At 70.4% G+C, this 17,944-nt stretch carries 17 protein-coding genes; 8 read left to right on the top strand and 9 right to left on the bottom strand.

Annotated elements, in window-relative coordinates:
• Positions 1-126: 126 nt before the first annotated feature.
• From BHD05_RS02715 to BHD05_RS02705, 3 genes are read right to left on the bottom strand one after another with little or no spacing between them, the layout of a single operon-like run.
• On the bottom strand, positions 127-906 hold the full coding sequence (locus BHD05_RS02715; protein WP_161885062.1) for an ABC transporter permease: 780 nt from the start codon (positions 904-906) through the stop codon (positions 127-129).
• The gene (locus tag BHD05_RS02710; RefSeq protein WP_236966621.1) at positions 903-1,697 is read right to left on the bottom strand and encodes an ABC transporter ATP-binding protein; all 795 of its coding nucleotides are present in this window, start codon (positions 1,695-1,697) and stop codon (positions 903-905) included. The genes BHD05_RS02715 and BHD05_RS02710 overlap by 4 nt, the downstream gene beginning before the upstream one ends.
• Positions 1,694-2,260, bottom strand: coding sequence for a TetR/AcrR family transcriptional regulator (locus BHD05_RS02705; protein WP_161885061.1), 567 nt, complete (start codon positions 2,258-2,260; stop codon positions 1,694-1,696). The genes BHD05_RS02710 and BHD05_RS02705 overlap by 4 nt, the downstream gene beginning before the upstream one ends.
• 117 nt (positions 2,261-2,377) lie before the next feature.
• Between BHD05_RS02705 and BHD05_RS02700 the strand changes: the two genes are divergently transcribed.
• The gene (locus BHD05_RS02700; protein WP_161885060.1) at positions 2,378-3,175 is read left to right on the top strand and encodes an isocitrate lyase/PEP mutase family protein; all 798 of its coding nucleotides are present in this window, start codon (positions 2,378-2,380) and stop codon (positions 3,173-3,175) included.
• Positions 3,176-3,189: 14 nt separating this feature from the next.
• Here the strand turns inward: BHD05_RS02700 and BHD05_RS02695 are convergent, their stop codons facing one another.
• Complete coding sequence (locus tag BHD05_RS02695) at positions 3,190-4,878, bottom strand: long-chain-fatty-acid--CoA ligase (RefSeq protein ID WP_161885059.1); 1,689 nt, start codon at positions 4,876-4,878, stop codon at positions 3,190-3,192.
• Between the two features lie 79 nt (positions 4,879-4,957).
• On the opposite strand from BHD05_RS02695, the gene BHD05_RS02690 reads away from it, so the two are divergent.
• Positions 4,958-6,430, top strand: coding sequence for a hypothetical protein (locus BHD05_RS02690; RefSeq protein WP_202614279.1), 1,473 nt, complete (start codon positions 4,958-4,960; stop codon positions 6,428-6,430).
• A 7-nt stretch (positions 6,431-6,437) separates the two neighbouring features.
• Here BHD05_RS02690 and BHD05_RS02685 read toward each other — a convergent pair whose 3' ends face one another.
• Genes BHD05_RS02685 through BHD05_RS02670 form a run of 4 tightly spaced genes read right to left on the bottom strand, consistent with a single transcriptional unit; the run spans position 6,438 to position 10,685 of the window.
• Positions 6,438-7,553, bottom strand: a complete 1,116-nt coding sequence (locus BHD05_RS02685) for an ABC transporter ATP-binding protein (RefSeq protein ID WP_161885058.1) — start codon at positions 7,551-7,553, stop codon at positions 6,438-6,440.
• Positions 7,550-8,524, bottom strand: coding sequence for an ABC transporter permease (locus BHD05_RS02680; RefSeq protein WP_161885057.1), 975 nt, complete (start codon positions 8,522-8,524; stop codon positions 7,550-7,552). The genes BHD05_RS02685 and BHD05_RS02680 overlap by 4 nt, the downstream gene beginning before the upstream one ends.
• Positions 8,525-8,531: 7 nt before the next feature.
• Positions 8,532-9,410: an ABC transporter permease gene (locus BHD05_RS02675; RefSeq protein WP_161885056.1), complete on the bottom strand. Its 879-nt coding sequence runs from the start codon at positions 9,408-9,410 to the stop codon at positions 8,532-8,534.
• A gap of 15 nt (positions 9,411-9,425) precedes the next feature.
• On the bottom strand, positions 9,426-10,685 hold the full coding sequence (locus BHD05_RS02670) for an ABC transporter substrate-binding protein (RefSeq protein ID WP_202614278.1): 1,260 nt from the start codon (positions 10,683-10,685) through the stop codon (positions 9,426-9,428).
• A gap of 116 nt (positions 10,686-10,801) precedes the next feature.
• On the opposite strand from BHD05_RS02670, the gene BHD05_RS02665 reads away from it, so the two are divergent.
• Both BHD05_RS02665 and BHD05_RS02660 read left to right on the top strand, forming a co-directional pair.
• On the top strand, positions 10,802-11,602 hold the full coding sequence (locus BHD05_RS02665; protein ID WP_161885055.1) for a TVP38/TMEM64 family protein: 801 nt from the start codon (positions 10,802-10,804) through the stop codon (positions 11,600-11,602).
• Positions 11,595-12,230, top strand: coding sequence for a CDP-alcohol phosphatidyltransferase family protein (locus BHD05_RS02660; RefSeq protein WP_161885054.1), 636 nt, complete (start codon positions 11,595-11,597; stop codon positions 12,228-12,230). The genes BHD05_RS02665 and BHD05_RS02660 overlap by 8 nt, the downstream gene beginning before the upstream one ends.
• A gap of 443 nt (positions 12,231-12,673) precedes the next feature.
• Here the strand turns inward: BHD05_RS02660 and BHD05_RS02655 are convergent, their stop codons facing one another.
• Complete coding sequence (locus tag BHD05_RS02655; RefSeq protein WP_161885053.1) at positions 12,674-14,197, bottom strand: dihydrolipoyl dehydrogenase family protein; 1,524 nt, start codon at positions 14,195-14,197, stop codon at positions 12,674-12,676.
• Positions 14,198-14,255: 58 nt separating this feature from the next.
• Here BHD05_RS02655 and BHD05_RS02650 point away from each other — a divergent pair, with 58 nt between their 5' ends.
• The 4 genes from BHD05_RS02650 (at position 14,256) to BHD05_RS02635 (ending at position 17,772) form a co-directional block, all read left to right on the top strand.
• Positions 14,256-14,897: a class I SAM-dependent methyltransferase gene (locus tag BHD05_RS02650; protein ID WP_161885052.1), complete on the top strand. Its 642-nt coding sequence runs from the start codon at positions 14,256-14,258 to the stop codon at positions 14,895-14,897.
• Between the two features lie 53 nt (positions 14,898-14,950).
• The gene (locus tag BHD05_RS02645) at positions 14,951-16,381 is read left to right on the top strand and encodes an MFS transporter (RefSeq protein WP_161885051.1); all 1,431 of its coding nucleotides are present in this window, start codon (positions 14,951-14,953) and stop codon (positions 16,379-16,381) included.
• A gap of 6 nt (positions 16,382-16,387) precedes the next feature.
• The gene (locus BHD05_RS15645) at positions 16,388-17,080 is read left to right on the top strand and encodes a CDP-alcohol phosphatidyltransferase family protein (protein WP_202614277.1); all 693 of its coding nucleotides are present in this window, start codon (positions 16,388-16,390) and stop codon (positions 17,078-17,080) included.
• A 245-nt stretch (positions 17,081-17,325) separates the two neighbouring features.
• Positions 17,326-17,772: a MarR family winged helix-turn-helix transcriptional regulator gene (locus BHD05_RS02635; protein WP_161885050.1), complete on the top strand. Its 447-nt coding sequence runs from the start codon at positions 17,326-17,328 to the stop codon at positions 17,770-17,772.
• Positions 17,773-17,944: the final 172 nt, after the last annotated feature.

The raw sequence follows: 17,944 nt of genomic DNA, 5'->3' as shown, positions 1-17,944 counted from the left end.
CGGTCGCGAGGGGTACTTGAGCCTCGCTGTGTCAAGTTTGCAGGGCGCTCTGGCGGCTGTCAAGTCGGGGGCGGAAAACTTGAGTCGACGCGGCTCAACTCACAGGTTCCTCAGGCCGACCGCCGCTCAGAGCTGCAGCCGCGCCCATGCACGCGTCGTGAGGGCGACGGATGCTGCCGCGACGGGAACGACGAGCAGCAGCTGCAGCAGCGTCACCCGACTCGTGGCGTCGACGCCGCTGAGCCCGGCCCACAGCCCGGGCGCCGCCCAGGGGAACCATCCGCCGGCGCCGAGCACGACGGCGATCTGCGCGATCGCGACGAGCGCGATCACGGAGCCAATGGGCGCGAGGTAGCCGCGCGCGATCGTGGCGACGAGGGCGGCAGGCAGCGCGAGCCCGGCGGTGAGGAGCGCGATCACGAACAGTCTCGCCATCGACCCGGCATCCGCTGACGTTGGCGCGCCAAACCCGAGCGCCAGACCGATCCCGAGAATCACGCCGACGAGTGCTGCCGACAGGGCCAGGGCCCAGCCCGCGTAGACGAGCAGCTTCGCCGCAGCGGTTGTTCCGCGACGCACCGGCAGGGCGAAGAGACCAGCGATCACCCCATCGGCGAACTCGCGCCCGAACAGCCAGGCGAGCACGACGCCGAAGCCCAGCAGACCGCCGACCGCGGTGATCTGGGAGGCGAGCGAGACCAGCGCGGTCCATCCGGTGCCGACAACAAGCGCGTTGAGCTTCGCCGCCATGAGCGACTCGGGTTGGCCGGCGACCAGGGCGAACGAGGAGGAGAGCGCTGCGATTCCCAGCACCAGCGCCGCAGTCGCGACCCGGGGCACGAGCGCGGACCGGAACTTGAGCCACTCTGCCTCGAGGGCGGCGCCGATCAGGCGTGAGCGGGTCATCGCCCGGCCTCCCGATCGGCGCGGCCGCCGGGCTCGCGACCGCCGGGGGCGAGGGCGTCATGGTCCGCGCGGGAACCAGGCTCGTCGTCCGCGCGCACGATGGCGAAGAATGCGCGCTCGATATCGGTGCCGGCCGGATCGAGCTCTCCCACGACGCGGCCGCCGTTGATCACCGTGATCCGGTCGGCGATGCGGGAGACCTCGTCGAGGTGGTGGCTCGAGATCAGCACGCCTGCGCCGGCTCGAGCGCGGCACGCGATGGCCTCGCGCAGCAGGATGACGCCGGCCGGGTCGAGCGCGTTGCTCGGCTCGTCGAGAACGACGAGCCGCGGGAAGTGCTGCAGGGCAGCCGCGAGGCCGACCCGCTGGCGGTTGCCGAGCGACAGGCGCCCGGCCCGACGGGAGGCGTACTTCTCGAGGCCGAGCTCGGCGATGATCGCCGACACCGCCGCATCCGCGGCGGGTCCGCCCAGCCCGTGCAGTCGCGCCGACAGCCGCAGGTTCTGCCGCACCGTGAGTTCCGGGTAGGCGAGGGGCGTCTCGAGCAGGTGGCCGACGCCTGCCCAGATGTCCCACCGCGCGGCGGGAACCGGCACTCCGTCGATGCCGGCCCAGCCGGCATCCGCGGTCGATATGCCCAACGCGAGTCGCATGAGCGTCGACTTGCCCGCTCCGTTGAGGCCGACGATCGCGTGGATCTCGCCCGGCATCACGGTGAGGTCCACGCCGAGCACGCCGTCGCCGCCCTCGTACATCTTGCGCACGCCGCGCAGTTCGAGCCGCGGAGTCACGATGGGCTCCCGGCGACGATTGCGAGTGCCCGCTCGATCCTCGCACCGAGGGTGCCGCCCGCGCCCGCATCGCCCTCGAAGCCGGCCCAGTCGAGCAGGGCCGCGAGCAGACCGGCGAGGCAGGCGGATGCCGCGACGCTCGCCGCGAGCGGGTCGACGCCGTCCGCGATGAGCCGGTCGACGATCACTCGCTCGGTGTGCGCGTTGTTGCGCCACATTCCAGCGCGGAGGGCGGGACTGCCGGCTGCAATGCGGATGCGACGGCGGGTGTACTCGGAGTCAGGCTCCGGGAGGCCGCGCCATGCCGCGGCGATTCCCGCGCTGACCCGCACGATCGGTGGCAGGTGACGGGGCTGGGCGCCGACCGCCTCGGCGATCGCCGGATCGTACGGGTCGTCGAGCAGCACCGCCTCCTTGCCCGCGAAGTTGCGGAAGAAGGTCATCTCCGTCACCCCGGCGGCCGCGGCGATCTCGCCGACCGTGACAGCGTCGTACCCGCGCTGCTCGAAGAGGTCCATCGCAGCACGTTCGAGACGCTCCCTGGTGCGCTGGGCCTTGGTCATGGCAGAAATGTTAGTAGCTAACATTCAGGCACGCAATGGCTATCCGAACAGTTCTGCTTGCCTGTGAACCTCCTCCATCAGGTAACTATCCGAGCGCACTCTCGGTTAGGTGGAAGCATGACTCACGAAACTAACGTCCAGAAGGCCGAACTCCTCCGCTCGCTCCACGTGCCCGGTACCCCGCTGATCGTCACCAATGTCTGGGACTCGATCACGGCCCGAATTGTCGCCGCCGCCCCCGGTGTGAAGGCCCTCGCGACGGCCAGCCACTCGGTGTCCGAGGCGCACGGCGTGCCCGACGGCGAGGGCCTCAGCGTCGACCAGGCGATCGCCGTCGCAGCACTCATCGTCCGCTCCGTCGAGCTGCCCGTGAGCGTCGACTTCGAGAAGGGCTATTCCCCGGATGCCGCGGGCGTCGAGGCCAACGTCGCCCGGCTCATCGAGGCCGGGGCATCCGGAATCAATATCGAAGACAGCATCGGCCAGCCGAAGGCACCCCTGTTCGATCTCGACACCGCGGTCTCGCGCGTCGCCGCCGCCCGCGCGGCCGCCGACAAGTCGGGCGTTCCGCTCGTGATCAATGCGCGCGTCGACTCCCTCGCCGGCACTCCCGACGACTGGAATGACGCGATCGTGCGCGCGAACGCCTACCTCGCCGCCGGCGCCGACGTCGCCTTCGTGCTCGGGCTCGGCACCGAAGACAAGGTCAAACGCGCCCTCGACGAGATCGACGGCATGATCTCGGTCATCTCCAACCCGACCTCTGTGCCGCTGAAGCGCCTCGCCGAGCTCGGCGTCTCCCGCATCAGCTTCGGGCCGGGCACGATCGGCCTCACCCTCGCGCACCTGCAGAAGGCCGCGACCCAGCTCACGGCGCTCGGCGACTACCCGGCGGAGCTCGCCTTCAAGTTCTGACGCGAACGCCCGGCTCAGAGCGTCGGGAGCACCCGTTCGCGGGTCTGCTTGCGCAGGGGCTTGCCGAGGAGGGAGCGTGGGGTGTCCTGGATGGCCACGATGCGGCGCGGAACTTTGTACGCCGCGAGATGTTCGCGGCAGTGCGCGCGCAGTGCCTCCTCGTCGAGCGCGGACCCCGGCCGCAACTCGACCGCCGCCACGACCATTTCGCCGCCACGATCCAGCGGCTTGCCGAACACGGTCGCATCGGAGACGGTGTCGTGCAGCCGCAGCACCGACTCCACCTCGGAGGGCGAGACGTTGAAGCCCCCGGTGATGATGAGCTCCTTCGCGCGGTCCACGATCGTGGTGAAGCCGTCGGTGTCGACCGTCACGATGTCACCCGTGCGCAGCCAGCCGCCGGGCAGCAGTACTTTCGCGGTCTCGTCGGGGTTGTTCCAGTACCCCTGGAACACCTGCGGGCCCGCGATCAACAGCTCGCCCGGCTCCCCCTGCGGAACCTCGACGGCGGGGTCGAGAAGGTCGGCCACCTTCATCGACGTCGAGGGGAATGGCACCCCGATGGTGCCGGTGCGGCGGGTGGGGTGGAAGGGGTTGCCCAGCGCGACCGGAGACGACTCGGTCATCCCGTATCCCTCCACGAGCAGCCCGCCCGACACCGATTCCCACAGCTCGACGACGTGGCTGGGCAGGTTCATCGCCCCGGAGATGCAGAACCGGCACGAGCGGAGCGAGATTCCCCGCTCCTTCGCGGCCATGGCGGTGCGCTCGTAGATCGGCGGCACCGCGCAGTACACCGTCGCCGGCGACTTCTTCATGGCATCGAGCACCAGGTCGGCGTCGAACTTGGGGAAGAGCACCAGCAGGCCCTGCTTGCGGATGCCGAACGTCAGGTACAGCGTCATGCCGAACGCGTGGAACATCGGCAGGATCGCATAGAACACCTCCTTGCGGTACTCGGCGCCGTGCATCCACGCCTCCCCCTGCAGCGCATTGGCGTACAGGTTGAGGTGGCTCAGCATGGCCCCCTTCGGCCGGCCGGTGGTGCCGGAGGTGTACTGGATCGCGGCGAGGTCTCCCACGGCGGGGCGCGGATGTGCGGGGTCGATGCGCCCGTGGCCGAGCAGCCTCTTCCAGGGGATCGTGCCGGGCGCCGGACCGGAGAGCGCCGCCCTGGACTGGCGCAGGCGCGGCACCGGCAGCCGGAGAGCGAGGCGCTTGAGGGCCGGAAACGCCTCGAGCAGGTTGACGGAGACGACGTGGTCGATCTCGACGTCAGCGGGGAGGCCGGCGAGGGAGGCAGCGACCTTGTCCCACGCGATCACGATCCGGGCCTGGTGGTCTTCGAACTGGTGGCGCAGCTCTCGCGCGGTGTACAGCGGGTTGTGCTCGACCACGACCGCGCCGAGGCGCAGGATGGCGTAGAACGCGACCACGTGCTGCGGGCAGTTCGGCAGAATGAGGGCCACCCGGTCGCCCGGGCGCACCCCCAGGCGGCGCAGACCCTCGGCCGCCTGGTCGACCTGCTCGCCGAGTTCGGTGTAGCTCGTGCGGCGTCCGAAGAACTCCATCGCCGGGCGGTCGCCGGCCTCGGCAACCGACCGCTCGAGCATCTCGACGAGCGACTCGGTCGGCAGCTCGATTTCGGTGGGCACGCCGGGCTGGTAGTTCGCCGTCCAGGGTCGCGGCTCAGTGTTCGACATGTCCCCATCCTCCCCCGTGGCACCACAATAGGAATCAACGAACACGCGCCAGCATGAGCGAAGGGCGAGGAGGGAACCCATGATCGCCGCGAGGTCACTCCGCGCCTTCGAGCTCGCCACCCGGCCGATCCACCCCCACTCGCGAATCGTGCTCGACAGGCGCTGGGCCGACCTGCCCGAACACGTCAAGACCGACAACCAGCTGCTCGGCCGGTGCGCCATCGGCTGCGAGGGCACCCACGGCGTGTTCCCCAAGTGCGATCTGACCTGTTCCCCCTGCTACCACTCCGCCGATGCCAACAAGGTGCGCGTCGATGGCGAGCACACCCTCTCTGAGGTGCACGAGCAGATGGAGTTTCTGCATCAGGTGCGCGGCCCCCGCGCCCACGCGCAGCTGATCGGCGGCGAGGTGAGCCTGCTGCCGGCCAAGGACCACGCCGAGGCGCTGCTGACGATGCGCAAGTTCGGCCGCGAGCCGATGTCGATGACCCACGGCGACTTCTCCTACGACTACCTGCTCGACGTCGTACTCGACGAGAACGGCCAGCCCCGCTTCACAAAGGTCTCCTTCGCCGCCCATTTCGACTCGCTCATGCGCGGCCGCCGCGGTGCGGTGCGGCCCCGTAACGAGGCCGAGCTGAACCCGTTCCGCGAGACGTTCGCGAGAATGTTCGTCGACCTCAAGAAGCAGCACGGGGTCAGCTCCTACCTCGCCCACAACATGACGGTGACGCCCTCGAACGTCGGCGAGGTCGCGAGCGTCACTCGCGATGTGCTCGAGATGCCCTACAACATGATGTCGTTCCAACCTGCCGCCTTCATCGGCGACGACCGCCGCTGGAAGGAGGACTTCACCGAGGTGACGATGGACGCGGTCTGGGACAAGATCGAGGAGGGCGCCGGCCACAGGATCCCGTGGAAGGCGACCCAGTTCGGCGATCCCCGCTGCAATAGGTCGACCGTGGGGATGCGCGTCGACGGCCGATTCGCCGTGCTGTTGGATGCTGACGACCCGCGCGACATCGCGGCGCGCGACCGGTTCCTCGACCACTTCGGCGGCATGATCTTCGGCGACGTGCCGAAGCACATCCTGACGATCAAGATCATTCGCGCGATCGCCGGCCACCCCGGCGACATTCCGCCGCTCATCGGGCTGGCCCGCCGGGTGGTGAAGCGCGCCGGAGGCGCCGGCGCCATGATCCGCGCGGCCCGCGCGGGCAAGCTCGGCTTCAAGACCTTCGTTGTGCACAACTTCATGGATGCGGCCGAGGTCGCCCCGGCCTGGGCCCTCCTGGAGCAGGGCATCACGAGCGACGACCCGAAGATCAAGGAGACGCAGGAGCGCCTCGGCTCGTGCATGTACGCGATGAGCCACCCCGAAGACGGCCGCACCGTTCCCGCCTGCACCCAGCATTCGGTGCTCGACCCGATCGAGAACATCGGGCTGCGTGAGCTCCTCCCGCTCATCGGCCGCAGCGCCGCCGACCCGGCGATCGTGTCGCGTCCGGATGGCCTGACGGCCGTGCGCTCGACCGGCAAGGCGAGCCAGTAGCGTACGGTTACGCCCGCACTGTCGAGACCGCCGCTGGCGGGAGCGTCACCGCAACCCGCGACCCGACCGCGACGCCCTGTCCGGGCGGCAGCTCCGCGTTGAGCTCGACGTCGGCGGTGCCGGCGGCACCCTCGGCACCCGCAGCGCCGAACCTGATCGTGAGCAGTCGGCGCGGACCGAGATGACGGATGCCTGTGACCTTTCCCACGACGTCGCCAGCGGCCGCATCCCGGCCGAACGCATCCGCGCCGAAGGCATCCCCGCCGAGCGCCCGCACGCCGACCGCCTCCTGCCGCACGACGAGCGTCGCGGGGCCATCGGAAACGTCGCGCCCAGCATCCAGCCGAACACGCCCGAGCGCCGAGACGTGAGCGCCGTCCACGATGATCCCAGGCACCTCGTTGAGTCCGCCCATCAGCCGCGCGACGCGCAGCGACGCCGGCCGGGTGTAGACGCCATCGACGGTATCGTGCTGCAGCAGCTCGCCCTCGTGCAGCACAGCGATCCGGTCGGCAACCGCCGACGCCTCGTCGCGGTCGTGGGTGACGAGCACGATCGTCGGCGACAGGGCGGAACGGATGTCGTCGATGAGCGCGTGCATGTCGGAGCGCAGCTCGGGGTCCAGGGCGCTGAACGGCTCATCGAGCAGGAGCACGCGCGGCCGCGCCGCGAGCGCCCTCGCAATCGCGACGCGCTGCTCCTGCCCGCCGGAGAGCTCCCGCACCGACCGCCGCCCATAGCCACCGAGCTGCACCATGTCGAGGTACAGCTCGGCGTTCACCCTGGCCACCGCGCGCGGCACCCCGGAGACCCGGTCGGCGAAGGCGACGTTGTCGAGCACGCTCAGGTGCGGGAACAGCAGCGGGCGCTGGAACACCATGCCCATCCCGCGGCGCTCGGGGGCGAGGCCAGCGACATCCACGCCGTCGACGAGCACCTGGCCCGACGTCACCGGGTCGAGGCCGGCCATCACCCGCAGGATCGTGCTCTTTCCCGAGCCGCTCGGTCCGAGGATCGCGGTGCAGGAGCCCGCGGCGACATCCAGGGTCACGGCGTCGAGCGCGGGCGCGTGGTCGTTCGAGAAGCGCTTCGACACGCCATCGAGGAGAAGGTGGGAGGTCATCGGGTGGCTCCAGTCTCGTGCAGTCGGGACCGGGCAGTGCGCGGGCCGATCGGATCGGGAGCGGGTCGGCGCCGGCGGGGGCGGGCGCCTCGGCGGCCGGCGCCTCGGCGGCCGGCGAGACCGAGCAGCAGGAGCAGCATGAGCGGCGGCAGGATCGCGGTGAGCGAGAGGATTGCGACGGCCGAGTCGTTGCCGATGCCGGCGGCACTCGAGGCGATCACGAGTGGGAGGGTCACGACGGCGCCGCCGCCGATGATGACCGTCACGATGTAGTCGCTCCAGCCGACAAGGAACGCAAGGAACGCCGCCCGGGCGAGGGCGGGGGCGACGAGCGGGATGTGTATCCGCCAGAGCACGGTCCACGGCGAGGCCCCGAGGGTGCGTGCCTCTTCCTCGAACCGGATGTCGTGGGCCGCGTAGGCGACGCGCATCGCGAAGGTCGTGTAAGGCAGCGCGATGACGACGAGAACGAGCACGAGGCCGACAAGTGGCGGCACGTAGGCGCGCAGCAGCACCACGTTGAGCCCCATGACGGCGGCGAACGGCGGCAGTGCGATCGGTGCGAGCAGCACGAGGCCGACGGCGCGCGGCCAGCGCACCACGCCCATGGTGAGCGCCCGTGCCGCCGCGGCGCCGAGCGGCGTCGCGATCGCAGCGACGACGAGGCCGAGCGCGAGCGAACGCCAGAAGGCGGGCACGGCACCCTGCGCGATTGCCGACTCGAGGCCGTCGATTCCCCACACCGTGGGCAGCACCTCCGGGAACGACCACCGGTCCGCGAACGCCCAGAGCGCGAGGGGAACGAGCGGCACGAGGAACCAGGCGGCGAGCAGCGTCGCGCTGAGCACCCGCCCAACCCGGCCGGCGCCGCGCGAGTCGGTCAGCCGGGAGCCGGGGTCTCCGGGAAGGCGCAGCCGACCGGCATCCGCCCGCTGGGGGTCGGCGGTGAGGGAACGGGCCTGGAGGCTCATCGCGCACTCACCTCCACAGCGCAGTGCGGCGCAGGGCGAGGAAGGCGAGCGCGACGACGGCGAGGGAGATCGCCGTGGTGACGACCGCGACGGCGGCAGCCTCGGGGCGGGCGGTGAGGGTGATCGAGCCGAAGAGCCGCAGCGCCATGACCGGCAGCGGTTCGGGGTAGCTGCGGCCGAGAAGCCAGGCGACCTCGTAGGAGCCGAGCGTATAGACGAACACGATCGTGGACGAAACGACGAGGGCGGGCAGGCAGAGCGGGATCATCACGAACCGCAGCCGCGCGAGGCGTCCGGCGCCGAGCAGCGCCGCCGTCTCGTCGAAGCTCGCGACCCGGGTGGCGAGGGTGCCGGCGACGACGAGCGCGACGAAGGCGGACTCCTTCCACGCGTATTCGGCGACGACGGCCACCCACCACGGTCCGCCGACGAGCCGGGGCCAGGCATCCGCGTCGATGCCGAGGAGCCGGGGAAGCAGGCCGGAGTCGGCGAGGAGCAGGCCGATCGCGGCGGCGCCGATGAGGTGCGGCATCGTCACGGTCGCAGCGCTGATGGCCGCGACGATCCGCCCGCCCCAGCGGCCGGAGACGATCACGAGGGCCGCGGCGAAGCCGACGACCGCGGCGATCGCGGTGGATGCCGTCGCGATGCCGAGCGACACCGCGATCGATACCGGCAGCGCGCCGGACTGCGCCGTGTAGGCGTCGAGGCTCAACCGCACCGGGCCGATGAGCGGGAGCAGCCCGAGGCTCTGCGCGACGGCCGCCCCGATTCCGCCGCCGAGCACGAACAGGGCGGGGACGACGGCGGGCAGAATGAGCAGCGTGCCGCGCAGCCCCGGCCGCCCGGCCGCAGCCGTGCGGCCCCGAAGCGGCGCGAGACTCATGCGTGGACCGGTCGCCTAGCGGGCGCCGAGCACTCTCGTTCGCCAGCCCTCGTCAAGGGGCGGCACCCACGCGGCGGACAGCTCGGGGTTCGCGTTCGTCGACAGGATGTCGTAACTCGGCACCACGAGCGACTTCGGCAGCGCATCGAACAGCGCCTGCTCGGCCGATGCGAGGGAGTCGTAGTCGAGCACCGTGAATTGGCCCCAGGCCTCGGGGTCGGCCTTCGCGACCTGCTGCTCGACCGAGAGCGCCGTATTCGCGACGACCATCGCTCCGGCACGGGACTCGGCGTTGGACGGCAGGCCGAGAAAGCTCGCGTTGCCAACGGTGCCCTCGTCGAGGGTGAGGATCCTGGTCCCGGCAGGGTAGACGCCACCCGCGACGAGGTCGGTCAGGGTGGCCGGGCCGTAGGTCATGGTCATGTCGACCTGCCCGTCGGCGTAGAGCTGGTTGAGCTCGTCGGAGCTCGCAGGGTAGGTGTCGCCGGCGCGCCAGAGCGAGGGGGCAAGGTCGACGAGCTTCTCGTAGAGCGCTGGGGACAGCTCGTCGAACGATTCCTGGTCGTAGGTGAGCGGAACATTCTCGTAGCCGCCGGAGACGCTGTAGAGCACCTGGCGGGTGAACACCGATCCGGTGAAGTCGGGCGGGGCGGGGTAGGTGAAGCGTCCCGGATGCGCGCGGGCCCAGTCGAGCACGCCCGCGAGGCTCGTCGGCGGGTTCTCGATGATGTCCGAGTTGTAGGCGATGGTGAACTGCGCCTTGTGCCACGGCACCTCGCATCCGTCGACGGGGGTTCCGAAGTCGTCGCTCAGCAGCGGGTCGTCGACCGCGGTCTTGTCCATGTTCGGCAGCAGGCTCGTCCAGTCGCACAGCCATGCCCCGGCCTCCTTGCCGGTGGAGAAGTTGGCCCCATTGACCCAGATCAGGTCGACCGTGCCGTCAGCGGTGCGTCCGGCCTGCAGCTCCGAGAGCACCCGGTTCAGGGCGTCGGCGGTGTCGGTGACGGGCACGCGCTCGAGGGTGACGCCCTGCTCGGCGACGGCGGGGGCGAGCACGTCGTCGATATAGGCGTTGCCCTGTTGGTCGCCGCCATACATCCACAGCTGCACGGTCTGCCCCTCGGCTGCGCTCACGACCTCGTCCCAGCTGGCGAAATCGTGCGTCGCGGCCTCGGAGTTTGGCGCGGAGCATCCGGTGAGGGCGAGGAGGCCCACGGCGGCGGCGACCTTCGCCCGGCGCGTCAGCGACGTTCGGCGAAGGGAGGACTGAGTCACGGCGTTCGGCTCCTTGAAGGTGATGCTCGGTCGGTGGGGGTGCTCTTGCCCGAACAGATCACTCGGATACAGTAAGCCACTTACAGTGGGTATCTGATGTCAGGCGGAGGTTCGACATGAACGCTCGTGTCGACACGAGCGCCCGGCGCAGGGCTCTCCTGAAGCTCGCCGCCTTTCTGGCGTTCGTAGCCGTGGCGGTGTCGGTTGGGGTCGCTCTGGAGTTGCCCGGCCTGGATGAGATCAGGACCGCGGCGGAAGCCGCAGGCTGGCCCGGCGCAATCGGTTTCGCCCTCGTTTACGGCCTCGCGACGCTGGCCCCCGTGCCGAAGAGCGTACTGAGCATCGCGGCGGGGATCATCTGGGGCTTCGCGCTCGGCGCGCTGCTGGTCTACCTCGGCGCGCTGCTCGGTGCCGCGCTCGCGTTCGCTATCGGTCGGGGACTCGGTCGAGACGCCGTCGAGCGGTTCACCGGGGCGAGGGTCGAGCGCATCGACGAGATCCTCCGCCGCCGCGGCCTCGCCAGCATCATCGGTGCGCGTCTCATTCCTGTGCTGCCGTTCACCGTGATCAACTACACCGCGGGGCTCACCTCCGTGCGTCGCCGCGACTACGCGATCGGCACGATGCTCGGCATCATCCCCGGCACCCTCGCCTTCGTCGCGGTCGGCGGTTTCGGCTTTGAGCCCGGCCCAGGGCTTTATGTTGCGGTCGGCACCCTGGGCGCTCTGAGCATCGCGGGGGCGATCGTCGGGATCCGGATGCGGCGCGGCGGCGCTTCAGTCCCACCCCAGACTCGGACACAGACCCCAAGCCCAGCGCCAACCCAGCCCCAGGTCCCGGCCCCGGCGCAGGTCCAGGCCCAGGCGCCGGCCCAGGCGCCGGCCCAGGCGCCGGTCCCGGGTGAGCCGGATGCTTGACTCCCACGTCCGCCGCCTGATCGACAAGCCGCTCACCTCGGTCGCGTCCGCCATCGACCGGCCCTGGATCAGCCCCGACCGCCTCACCATCGCCGGGCTTGTGCTCGGGCTCGCGAGCGCTCTTGCCGCCGCCCTCACCCTCTGGTGGCTCGCCCTCCTGCTGTGGCTTGCCTCCCGCATCCTCGACGGGCTCGACGGGTCCCTCGCCCGGCTGCGGCGCTCGCGCGAGGATGCAGGAGCCGGCGGATCGAGCGAGGCGGGTGGCTTCCTCGACATCGTCAGCGACTTCGTCGTCTATGGCGCGACCGTGTTCGGGGTCGCCGTCGGAGCCAGCGTCGCATTCGACGCCCCATGGTGGCCGTTCGCGCTGGTGCTGCTCACCTACTACGTGAACGGCAGCGCGTTCCTCGCGTTCTCGTCGACCGCCGAGCGCACCGGGCGGCGTATCGATGACGGACGCTCGCTCTCGTTCCTCGGCCGCATCGCCGAGGGGACCGAGACGATCATCGTGCACAGCCTGTGGCTCGTCGTGCCGTTTCTCGCCTGGCAGATCGCCGTGGTCTGGGGCGTGTTCGTGGCGGTGAGCGCCGTACAGCGCATCGTCGTGGGATACCGCAGCCTCCGCTGAGCCGCGCAGATGCGCCGACTACGCAATAGTGGTCGCTCCCCCACGCCTCTCAACAGCCACAACTCCGTACTCGGCGCACCCTGCCAGTCGAGCAGCGCACCCAGGCGCACCCTCGCGCACCCTGCCAGTTGAGCAGCGCACCCTCGCGCACTACCGCAGCCTCCGCTGAGCCGCGCAGATGCACCGACTACGCAATAGTGGTCGCTCCTCCACACGTCTCAACAGCCAGAACTCCGTACTCGGCGCACCCTGCCAGTTGAGAGCGCACCCGGGCGCGCGGCCCCACTCCCGCCGCTCCGACTCCCGCCGCTCCGCCCCCCATGCCCGATGAAGGCACTTCAGACCACAGTCGACGCCCGATCGCACCACACTCAGTCCGGAGCGCCGGAATAGCCTTCATTTGGCACGGGGAAGGGACGGATGCGGTGCCAACGCTGCCGGACTCAGCGCAGCCGCCACCGGCGCAGCCGCCACCGGCGCAGCCGCCTCAGTGCCGTCGTTGCGACCTTCGTCGCGCCCTGGTTGAGCCGGGCACGCACGTCGGCGACGGCGGCGTTCCAGACGGCGTCACTAAAGGTCGGATACGCGTGCGTCGTTCCCGCAATGTCGCTCGTCGTGAGGCCGCGGGAGATCGCGAGGCTCACCTCGCCCAGGCTTTCCCCCGCCCGCGGGCCGACAATCGTCGCGCCGCGAATCTTCCCCCTCTTGTCCACAAGCAGCTGCGTGTAGCCGCCGATCGCACCCTCGGCGATAGCCCGGTCGACGTGTTCGTGCTCGATCGTGCGCGCGATGAGGCCCTGCGCGGCAGCATCCGCCTGGACGATGCCGACCGAGCCGACCTCCGGATGCGTGAACGTCACCCGCGGCACCGCAGTGGAGTCAATCGTGCGGAACAGCCCGAGTACCGCGTTCGAGGCGGCGATGCTGCCATTCATCCCGGCCGTGTGGGTGAACTTGGGCAGGGGGGTCACATCTCCGGCCGCCCAGATGCGCGGGTTCGCAGTACGCAGCCGAGCGTTGACAACCACGTTGCCGGCCTCATCGAGCTCGACCCCCGCCCGGTCCGCATCGAGCGAGCCCGTGTTGGGCGCCCGACCGATCGCGGCGAGGATCGCGTCGAACGGCACCACGGTGCCGTCATCGAGGGTCACCGCGCCGCTACGGCCGCCGCCCGGGCCGCGGCGGTCACGGTCACCGTCGCCGCCGCCGAGGCCGCGGCGGTCACGGTCGCCGTCGCCGTCGCCGTCGCCGGAGATCGAGGCCGCCTGGCGCCCGGTGAGCACGGTGACCCCGTCGGCCTCAAGCGCCGCCTGCACGATCGCGCTCGCGCGCGGCGCCTCCTTGACCAGCAGCCTGTCCCCGCGGTGCACGATCGTCACGACCGACCCGAATCGCGCCATCGCCTGCGCGATCTCGCATCCGACCGCTCCGCCGCCGAGCACGACGAGGCGTTCCGGCAGCGCGGTGAGGTCCCACACCGTCGCGCTCGTGAGCACCTCGACGCTGCCGATTCCGTCGATCTTCGGGACCGCGGGCGAGCCTCCCGTGGCGATGATGACCTGTCCGAAACCGATCTCCCTCCCCTCGACGTTCAGCGACCGCGGGCCGGTGAAGCGAGCGTGTCCGCGCAGCACCTCGACCCCGGCGAGCGCGAGCACCTCGGGCGAGTCCACCGGGGCGATCGTGTGCATCGCACTGTGCACGTGCCGCATGGCCGCGGCGAAGTCGAGCTCCACGGCGTCCGCCTCCACCCCGAAGTGCGGGGAGTTGCGCGCGATCGTGAGGGCGGATGCCGCGGCGATGAGCGACTTCGACGGAACACAGCCCGTCCAGAGGCAGTCGCCGCCGAGGCGGTCCCCCTCGATCAGCAGGGTGTCGGCGCCGAAGCTCGCGGCCGTGCGGCTCGCGACGAGACCCGCCGAACCTCCGCCGATGACGACCAGTTCCCATTCAGCGCGTTCTTCCATACTGGGGATCGTAACCGCCGGATCTGCGCGGACTTCGAAGCTGGCGCGGGGGAAACCAATGCTCAAGCGGTACACGGCCGGGGCGCGGCTCTACGACGTGCTCTCCGGCGAGCGCCTCGTCTACCGCGTGGGCCGCGTCGCCGGGATCGATGCGCTGCAGCCGGGGCGCGGCGACATCGTGCTCGACCTCGGCTGCGGCACCGGGCTCAACCTGCCGCTGCTTCTCGATCGGGTGGGCGCCGAGGGGCACGTGATCGGCCTCGACCGGAGCCCCTCGATGCTCGCCGTCGCCCGCGACCGCGTGAGGCGAAACGGCTGGGCGAACGTGTCGCTCCTCGAAGCGGACGTGCTGCTGCTCGACCCCGCGGAGATCACGTCGATCGCGCTGCGCGAGGGCGGCAGGCCGCGGGTCGATGCTGCGTTCTCGAGCTACGCGATGAGCGTGTTCGACGACTGGATGCCGGCCTGGGAACTCCTCCGCAGCGTCGCGCGACCCGGCGCACGCGCGGGGATCGTCGATATGGCGCTCCCGACCGGCGCCGCCGCCGTCTTCGCCCCGCTCGCCCGGCTCGCCTGCGCGGCGGGGGGTGCGGATATCACCGCGCGGCCGTGGCGGGCGCCCGAGCGGGAGGCGGCGAATGCCGAGCACACCGTGCTGCGGGGCGGGCACATCCACGTCGTCACGGGCACTCTCCCCTGATTCACCAGCGGCGCATCCCCCTGCGTTCGCCCGGGCGCACTACCCTCTGAATCATGAGCGACCCTTCATCCGCTGACGGCACCGCGCCGGAGCCCCCCTTCCCCTCCGACGACGACGCGGTCAACACGGTCGGGCAGGGCCTCATGGACGACACACCCGTGCCGAAGGGCCGGGTGCGGGCGTGGGCGCTGTGGGACTGGGGCTCCGCCTCGTTCAACGCCGTCGTCACGACCTTTGTCTTCAGCACCTATCTCGCGAGCAGCCTCTTCTTCGACCCCGAGATCCTGGCATCCCGGGGCGAGCAGGCTGCGCAGGCCGCAAGCGCCCAGGTCGTTGCCGGGGCCCTGACGATCGCGGGCGTGCTCATCGCCCTCCTCGCGCCGATCCTCGGGCAGCGCTCCGACGGATCCGGCCGGCGCAAGCTCTGGCTCGCCATCAACACCGGCCTCGTGGTGCTGGCGATGTGCGCGATGTTCTTCGTCGCTCCGGTGCCGAGCTACATCTACCTCGGCGCCGCCCTGTTGGCGGCCGGCAACATCTTCTTCGAGTTCGCGAGCGTCAACTACAACGCGATGCTCGTCCAGGTCTCGACGCCCTCCACAGTGGGCCGCGTCTCCGGATTCGGCTGGGGAATGGGCTACGTCGGCGGGATCGTGCTGCTCGTGCTGCTGCTCGTCGTCTTCATCGGCGGCGTGGCCGGCATCGGCAGCGGCGGCCTGCTCGGCCTCCCCAGCGGAAGCGACGGCGGCAGCCTCGACATCCGGATCGCGATCGTCGTCGCCGCGCTGTGGTTCGCGGTCTTCGCGCTCCCCGTGCTCATCGCGGTGCCGGAGATCCCCGCACGGGTGCGCGAAAACCGGGTGAGCTTCTTCGGCAGCTACGTGCTGCTGTTCCGCACCATCCGGCTTCTCGCGAAGAAGAGCCCGCAGGTGCTCCTCTTCCTGCTCGCGAGCGCGGTGTTCCGCGACGGTCTCGCTGGCGTGTTCACGCTCGGCGCCATCATCGCCGCGCAGGTCTTCGGCTTCAGCTTCGCCGAGGTGCTCATCTTCGGTGTCGCGGCGAACGTCGTCGCCGGGATCGGCACGTTCATCGGCGGCTATCTCGACGACAGGGTCGGCGCGAAGGCGATCATCATCGCCTCGCTCGGCGGCCTCGTGATCGCCGGCTCCGCGGTGCTGTTCGTCGGCGACGCGAAGTCCGGGTTCTGGGTTGCCGGGCTCTTTCTGACTCTCTTCGTCGGCCCAGTGCAGTCGTCGAGCCGCAGCTTCCTCGCCCGGATCACCCCGCCCGGCCGCGAGGGCGAGATCTTCGGCCTCTACGCCACCACCGGTCGCGCGGTGAGCTTCCTCGCGCCCGGCCTGTTCGGCCTGTTCGTCCTAATGACCGGCGACACCCGGTTCGGCATCATCGGCATCGTGATCGTGCTCCTCGCGGGCCTGCTCCTGATGCTGCCGGTCAAGCCGCGGCCCGCCCGCATCGATTAGCTCCGGATGCCGACCGAGCAGGATCGGATGAATGCGGCGGCCAGTCGCGAGGCGAGCAACTCGCTGCTCGAGGTGCTTCGCGACGGCAGGTGGCAGCCGAGCGCGTGGGCGCGCTTCATCGCGCTCGCTGCGATGCGCTCGGTGCACCAGGCGCGGATCAACCCCCGGCCGCTGCTCGAGTCGACGCTGATCCATGTGGTGGCGGGTGCCCTCTCGAACCGGCGCGGACTCGGCTGGATCGCCGTCAGCTGGATCATGGCGGTGACCCACCTGGGCATGCTCGGTGACCGGCGGTCGATCGGCATCCCGAACGCACTCACGCTCATCCGCGGCACCCTGCCGGCGCTCGAGGACCGCCTGGGCCGGTCGCTGCCGGTCATCTCACTCGCCACCGACTTCGCCGACGGCAAGATCGCCCGCGCCACCGGCACGGTCACCCCGTTCGGCACCCAGGCGGACTTCCTCGCCGACACCGCCTTCTGGACCTGGTTCATCGTGCGCCACGAGCCGAGCCGCGCCGTGAAGGCGTTGACCTTTGCCGCGTGGGCAGCGCCCGTGGTCGCGATCGCCGCCGCGAGCATCACGACGGGGCGGATGCTGGATGTTCCCCGCTCGGCCTGGCTGCGGCCCGCCGCCGCAATGGAGGTCGTCATCGGCATCCGCGCCATCCTGCGGCTCTTTCCCCGCCGCCGGCACTGACCCTTTCATCATTCAGGAGTCAGGCCGGCCGGCTGCCGGTATTCAGGAGTCAGGCCGGCCGGCTGCCGGTATTCAGGAGTCAGGCCGGCCGGCTGCCGGTATTCAGGAGGAGACGCCGGCCTGGACGCCGATTTCGCGCGCTGTGGGCCGTGGGGCGGCGGATGCGGGCGGGCTCCGCACATTTTTATCTACTTTGCCACTGTCCACTCCTGAATTATGAAAGCGGCATCTCCTACGCTGGGGGTATGACTGATCAACGTCCGATCGGATACTGGCTCAAGCTCGTAGACCGCCTTATCGACGAGCACTTCGATGGCACGCTCGACGAGCACGGGGTGACCCGGCGGCAGTGGCAGCTGCTCAACCTGCTCGGTCGCGGCCCGGCGACACGGGAGGAGCTGAACGACGCGCTCTCCCCCTTCCTCGGAACCGACGGCACCACGGCGGGCGAGATCGACGAGCTCGTCGAGAGCGACTGGGTGGCCGCGTCCCCGAGCGGATTCGCACTCACCCCGCGCGGCGAGACCGCGTTCGAGCGCATCTCAGAGGTCGTCGCCCGCATCCGCGCGGACATGTCGCAAGGGCTCAGCCCCGAGGAGTACAACGTCACGATACGGTCGCTCGAGCGGATGTCGCGCAACCTCGGCTGGACCGAGCCGGGCGAGCGGCGCATGGAGCCCACCGCCGGTTGAGCATCGCGCCGTGGCGCGCGTGTCGAAACCGGCCCACTCGTGAGCAGGTTTCGACACGGTCGCTGCGCGACCTGCTCAACCAGCAGAAACGGCGTACCTCGGCAGCTTGCGCGGTCACTGTTCAGCCGCGTGGGTGCGATTACAACCACGCAACTGACGAGCACCCGCGCGA

Origin of the sequence: Marisediminicola antarctica, assembly GCF_009930795.1 — a bacterium.
Lineage (GTDB): Bacteria > Actinomycetota > Actinomycetes > Actinomycetales > Microbacteriaceae > Marisediminicola > Marisediminicola antarctica.
Note: the sequence above shows the minus strand (reverse complement) of the source record. Positions and strands in the feature narration are given on the sequence as shown.

What these genes read in the sequence shown, in the direction of transcription:
- BHD05_RS02690 (WP_202614279.1), top strand. Translation starts at nt 4,958, where the DNA reads ATGATCGCCGCGAGGTCACTCCGCGCCTTCGAGCTCGCCACCCGGCCG.
- BHD05_RS02660 (WP_161885054.1), top strand. Translation starts at nt 11,595, where the DNA reads ATGCTTGACTCCCACGTCCGCCGCCTGATCGACAAGCCGCTCACCTCG.
- BHD05_RS02650 (WP_161885052.1), top strand. Translation starts at nt 14,256, where the DNA reads ATGCTCAAGCGGTACACGGCCGGGGCGCGGCTCTACGACGTGCTCTCC.
- BHD05_RS02635 (WP_161885050.1), top strand. Translation starts at nt 17,326, where the DNA reads ATGACTGATCAACGTCCGATCGGATACTGGCTCAAGCTCGTAGACCGC.
- BHD05_RS02675 (WP_161885056.1), bottom strand. Translation starts at nt 9,410, where the DNA reads ATGAGTCTCGCGCCGCTTCGGGGCCGCACGGCTGCGGCCGGGCGGCCG.
- BHD05_RS02680 (WP_161885057.1), bottom strand. Translation starts at nt 8,524, where the DNA reads ATGAGCCTCCAGGCCCGTTCCCTCACCGCCGACCCCCAGCGGGCGGAT.
- BHD05_RS02655 (WP_161885053.1), bottom strand. Translation starts at nt 14,197, where the DNA reads ATGGAAGAACGCGCTGAATGGGAACTGGTCGTCATCGGCGGAGGTTCG.
- BHD05_RS02685 (WP_161885058.1), bottom strand. Translation starts at nt 7,553, where the DNA reads ATGACCTCCCACCTTCTCCTCGATGGCGTGTCGAAGCGCTTCTCGAAC.
- BHD05_RS02715 (WP_161885062.1), bottom strand. Translation starts at nt 906, where the DNA reads ATGACCCGCTCACGCCTGATCGGCGCCGCCCTCGAGGCAGAGTGGCTC.
- BHD05_RS02645 (WP_161885051.1), top strand. Translation starts at nt 14,951, where the DNA reads ATGAGCGACCCTTCATCCGCTGACGGCACCGCGCCGGAGCCCCCCTTC.
- BHD05_RS02700 (WP_161885060.1), top strand. Translation starts at nt 2,378, where the DNA reads ATGACTCACGAAACTAACGTCCAGAAGGCCGAACTCCTCCGCTCGCTC.
- BHD05_RS02665 (WP_161885055.1), top strand. Translation starts at nt 10,802, where the DNA reads ATGAACGCTCGTGTCGACACGAGCGCCCGGCGCAGGGCTCTCCTGAAG.
- BHD05_RS15645 (WP_202614277.1), top strand. Translation starts at nt 16,388, where the DNA reads ATGCCGACCGAGCAGGATCGGATGAATGCGGCGGCCAGTCGCGAGGCG.
- BHD05_RS02705 (WP_161885061.1), bottom strand. Translation starts at nt 2,260, where the DNA reads ATGACCAAGGCCCAGCGCACCAGGGAGCGTCTCGAACGTGCTGCGATG.
- BHD05_RS02695 (WP_161885059.1), bottom strand. Translation starts at nt 4,878, where the DNA reads ATGTCGAACACTGAGCCGCGACCCTGGACGGCGAACTACCAGCCCGGC.